The organism is Betaproteobacteria bacterium (assembly GCA_016791345.1).
Classification (GTDB): domain Bacteria; phylum Pseudomonadota; class Gammaproteobacteria; order Burkholderiales; family JAEUMW01; genus JAEUMW01.
The window spans coordinates 1-4,893 of record JAEUMW010000180.1 but is presented as its reverse complement, the minus strand read 5'-3'; the positions used below and the strand labels follow the sequence as shown (position 1 = coordinate 4,893).

General features: G+C 68.9%; 3 protein-coding genes. 1 reads left to right on the top strand and 2 read right to left on the bottom strand.

What is annotated here, in order from left to right:
- Positions 1-633, top strand: a 633-nt coding sequence (locus tag JNK68_07005; GenBank protein ID MBL8540105.1) for an enoyl-CoA hydratase/isomerase family protein, incomplete at its 5' end; no start/stop codon positions are given.
- 285 nt (positions 634-918) lie between these two features.
- On the opposite strand, the gene JNK68_07000 is transcribed toward JNK68_07005, so the two are convergent.
- Positions 919-3,810: an EAL domain-containing protein gene (locus JNK68_07000; protein MBL8540104.1), complete on the bottom strand. Its 2,892-nt coding sequence runs from the start codon at positions 3,808-3,810 to the stop codon at positions 919-921.
- A gap of 7 nt (positions 3,811-3,817) precedes the next feature.
- Positions 3,818-4,893 (bottom strand): FecR domain-containing protein (locus JNK68_06995; protein MBL8540103.1); only part of this gene is annotated, 1,076 nt, incomplete at its 5' end.

Here is a 4,893-nt window from a genome sequence, read left to right as displayed (position 1 = left end):
GTGGGCGTCATCGTGCTGACCGGCGCCGGTGAGCGCGCCTTCTGCACCGGCGGCGACCAGTCTGCCCACGCCGGCCAGTACGACGGACGCGGCGTCATCGGCCTGCCGCTGGAGGAGTTGCAGGCGGTGATCCGCGACGTGCCGAAGCCGGTCATCGCGAAAGTGCGCGGCTACGCCATCGGCGGCGGACACGTGCTCGCCCTGCTCTGCGACCTGACGCTCGCCGCCGAATCGGCCCGCTTCGGACAGGTCGGTCCCAAGGTCGGATCGGTGGATCCCGGCTTCGGCACGGCGTACATGGCGCGCGTCATCGGCGAGAAGCGCGCGCGCGAGGTCTGGTATCTATGCCGTCAGTATTCAGCCGCGGAGGCCGTGCAGATGGGGCTCGCCAACAAGGCGGTGCCCGATGCCGAACTCGACGCCGAGGTCGCCCGCTGGTGTGCCGAGATTCTCGAGAAGAGCCCGACCGCACTCGCGCTCGCCAAGCGTTCCTTCAACGCCGACAGCGCACACATCGCCGGCATATCCGCTCTCGGATTGCAGGCGGTCGGCCTCTTCTACGGCACGGAGGAATCCAAGGAAGGGGTGCGCGCCTTCCAGGAAAAGCGCAAGCCGAACTTCCGGAACACCTGAGCTAACAGGCTGTTGAAAAACCCCTCGGGGCCGCGGCGCGGCCTTTCCGGGATGAGGTGCGCGAAGCGGGCCGCAACGAATGGTTTACCCCCTTCGCCAGGCACGCGACAAAGCAGATCGCCCGGAAAGCCGTGCCCCTTGGGGTTTGCACGACAAAATGCCCGTCTGCTTCGTTGCGCTCCTCGGCACCGTAGCCCGAACTACGACCTTTGTCGCGCGCCTCGCATCTGAGCATTTTTCGTGGCAAACGCGGCTCCCGAAGGGTTCTTCAACAGCCTGCTAACCCTAGCTGAGCGACGAGCGAGCGGCGGGGAACGTCGGCGCGACCGGCACGGAAAGCGAGAGCGCCCCGCCGCGTTCGAGCAGCCGTGTCATCTCCGCCACCGGCAGCGGGCGGCTCAGAACGAACCCCTGCGCGGCGTCACAGCCGCGCTCGCGCAGGAAGTCGAGCTGGGCGAGCGTCTCCACGCCTTCGGCCACCACGGACAGCCCGAGACTGCGCGCGAGCGCGATGATCGCCTCGGTGATCGCAGCGTCCTGCGGTGATGACGTGACATGGCTCACGAAGGCGTGGTCGATCTTGAGTTCGCCCACGGGGAACTGCTTGAGATAGCGCAGGGCCGAGTAGTCGACGCCGAAATCGTCGATCGATACGCCGACCCCGCGCTCCTGCAATCGGCGCATCACGGCCGCGGTCCGCTCCAGATCGGTGGCGAGCACGCTCTCGGTGATTTCGAGCTTGAGATCGCCCGGCACGATTCCCGCGCTGTCGAGCGCTCCTGTAACCGTGTTCTCGAACTCGGCGTGCGCGAACTGCCGGGGCGAGACGTTGACCGACACCGCAAGCGGCGGCAGGCCGGCGCGTCGCCATGTCCGAAGCTGGCTGCACGCTTCGCGCAACACCCAGTTGCCGAGGCCGATGATGAGGCCGCTGTCTTCCGCCAGTCCGATGAACCGCGCCGGACCCAGCAATCCCGCCGTCGGATGGCGCCAGCGGACGAGTGCTTCGGCGCCCACCAGCTTGCCGTCGCGCAAGCGCACCTGCGGCTGGTAGACGAGTTCCAGCTGACCGTGGTCGATGGCCTCGCGCAGGGCAAGTTCCAGCGCCAGCCGCTCGGCGGCGGCCTCGTCCATCTCCTGCGCGAAGAAGCGCACGGCGTCGCGACCGCTCGACTTGGCGCGGTACATCGCGGCGTCCGCCCGTCGCAGCAGTGTCTCCGACGTATCGCCGTCGTCGGGATAGATCGCACCGCCGATGCTCGCGCTGATGGTGACGACGTGCAGACCGAGCGGGATCGGACTGCGCAGCGCCGCCGCGATCTTGTGCGCGACCGCCTGCGCCGCTGCCCCGTCGTTCGCGCTGTCGAGCACGACGACGAATTCGTCGCCGCCCCAACGGGCGACCGTATCGCCCTCGCGCACCGCGGTCCGCAGGCGCTGCGACACCTTCTGCAGCAGCACGTCGCCTTCGCTGTGACCGAGGCTGTCGTTGACGTGCTTGAAGCGATCGAGATCGATGAAGAGCACGGCGACCGGGGAGCGCGAGCGCCGCGCGTGGGCGAGCGCCTGCACCAGCCGGTCGCGCAGGAGCAGGCGATTCGGCAAGCCGGTGAGCGCATCGTGAGTGGCTTGGTACTCGATACGCTCGGTCATCGCCACGATGTCGCTCAGGTCCGTCACCGCGAGCACTGCTCCGTCGATCACGCCACGCGCGTTGCGGATCGGCCGCCCGCTCACCCGCACGCTGCGGGTCTCGCCGCTTTCGGCCGTCAGGCGGCCGCGCAGACCGGAACCGACCTGGTCGTGCCCGCCGGGCGCCAATACCTCCTGCACCGGAAGGCGCAGTCGCCCGTGCTCGTCCTCCAAGCGCAGGAGATCCTCGAGCGGGCGCTCGTTCGCCTGCGCGGCTGACAGCCCGGTGAGCGCTTCCGCCGCCGGGTTCAGGTAAACAACACGACCCGCCCGATCCGTCGCGATGACGGCATCGCCGATCGCCTGCAGGGTTGCATTCAGTTCTTCGCGTTCGCGCGCCAGTTCGTTCGCCGTCGAGCGGATCTGCAGCCAGCTCCACAGGGGATAGGCCGTCAGCGCACCGACGGCCGCCGCGGTCGGCGGGAACCAGAGGTTTGCCCAGCGCAGCAGTGCCGCCGAGAGCAGAACCGCGCCGACGGCTGCGGCCACCGCCAGCGCCGCAGGCAGCAGGGAAGTCCGCACGCGCCAGCGCACGAGCAGCGGCAGCGGCGCGATCAGCATCGACAGCGCAACGGCCACTCCCGTGGACATCGGCTCGATCAGCCGATGCTGCCTCAGGGCATTGACGACGTTCGCATTAAACTCGAGTCCCGACATCGGCGCCCCGCGCTGCACCACCGGGGTCGGCAGCGAATCCCTGAGGCCGGTCGCGGTCACGCCGACCAGCACCAGCTTGTCGCGCAGGGATGCATCGGGCACCGCGCCGCGCAAGACGTCGGCGTACGAGAACGCAGCGAACGGCCCGGCTGCAAACGCCACGAGCGCGCGATGGTCGCGCAGCCAGAGTCCGCTGCGGCTGAGTGACGCCCCCGGCAGGCGCTCGCCCGGCAGCGAATCCGGCGGCTCGCCTGCGGCCTCGAGCAGAGCGAGGCCGAGATGCGGCCACGTTGGCTGGTTGAGACCGGCCCTGAGATAAACGCTGCGTACCACGCCGTCCTGGTCGAGTTCGGCGTCGACGTGCCCTTGGGCGGCCATCTCCGCCACCGACGGCACGGATGTCCGCGCGTGCAGCCCGCCCACCCCCGGATCGAGCTCGGGGAACACCGGCAGCACGACGGCGCCGAAGCGTGCGATGGCATCCGCCAGGCGCCGGTCATCTTCCGCGTCGCCTGCTTCCGCGAAGATGATCTGCAGGGCGACCGCACGCGCGCCGCGCTCACGCAGGCGATCGATGAGCTCCGCGTGCCGCGCACGCGGCCACGGCCAGCGGCCGAGCTGCTGCAGGCTGCGCTCGTCGATCTGCACCAGTGCGATGTCGGCGCTCGCCGGCACGCGATTGACCGCAAGCAGCCCGTCGTAGAGCACGAGGTCGATCCGGTGCAGCGCCCCGCTCGCCGCCCACAGGAGTGTCAGCACGGCCACCAGCAGAGACGGCGCGAGCTGATGCCGCCACAGCACCGGGGCCGGGGTGGGTGTTGCGCTCATGCAGTGCTCATATCACGAGCAGGATGATCACGGGGACGATGAGCAGCGGCCAGTAGTTCGGGCGGTCGGGCACGTCGATGCGCTGGGCACTCGCGTAGGCACTCGTGATCCCGTCCGCGTACACGGTGCGGGCGCGCACGTAGTACGACCCGGCTGCAGGCCGCGGCAGCGTGATCTGCGCCTCCGGCACCGTCTGCGTCACCATCACGTCCTCGAAGCGCTCGTCGCGCGCGAGCTGGAACTCGTAGTGCGCACCCGGTCCGGCTGCCCGCCAGCGGAACTCGATCTCATCGCTGGACACACTGGGTGGCGTCAATGATGGTCCAGGCGGCAGTACGCGAAAGGTCTGGGTGTCGGAGAACGGCCCCTGTCCTTCCGCCGGATCGATCGCAGCGACGCGCCATGCGTAATCACCCGGCGGCAGCGTTTCGGACAGCCTGATCTCATTGCCATCGATCGGCGCGACGTCGGCACGCGGTTGCCGGAAAGCTTCGTCGTCGCTCAACTGAAAGCGGTATGCGGTGCCCGCCGTGGTGGAGCGTGTCCAGCGGAATGCGGGCGCGCCGTCGGCGAGTTGTCCGGCGGGGGCCGGCTCGGAAAGAAAGGGCGGTTCCGGCCGCGCGTTGACGACGATGTGCCGCATGGCGTCCATGCCTTCGAGTTGCAGCGCATCGATGCCGTGCACCCGCAGGTAATAGCGGCCGTCCTCCAGCGTATCCGCGCTCAGCTGTGGGGACTTGAACACCACGTCTTCGACGAGCGTCGAAAACTCCTCGTTCGCCGAGATCTGCAGGCGGTAACTGACGGCGCCATCGACGGCAGGGACGGCGAACGCGAACGGCACGCGGTCGAACTCGGCGGGGACACCGCTCAAATCGGGAGCGGCAAGCAACGGTCTTGGCCGCGCGGGCGCGTGCCCCAATACAGCCGTCGTGCCCATCCGCGGGCCGACGACAATACGGGCGGCATCGTTGGCGACGCGCACGCTCCCTTCGAGTACCTCGCTCGACGACTGCGCCGCATCCGCATTGACCCGAAAATGGGTGCCGCGGACGATGGTCACCGCCGCCGGCGTGTCGATCT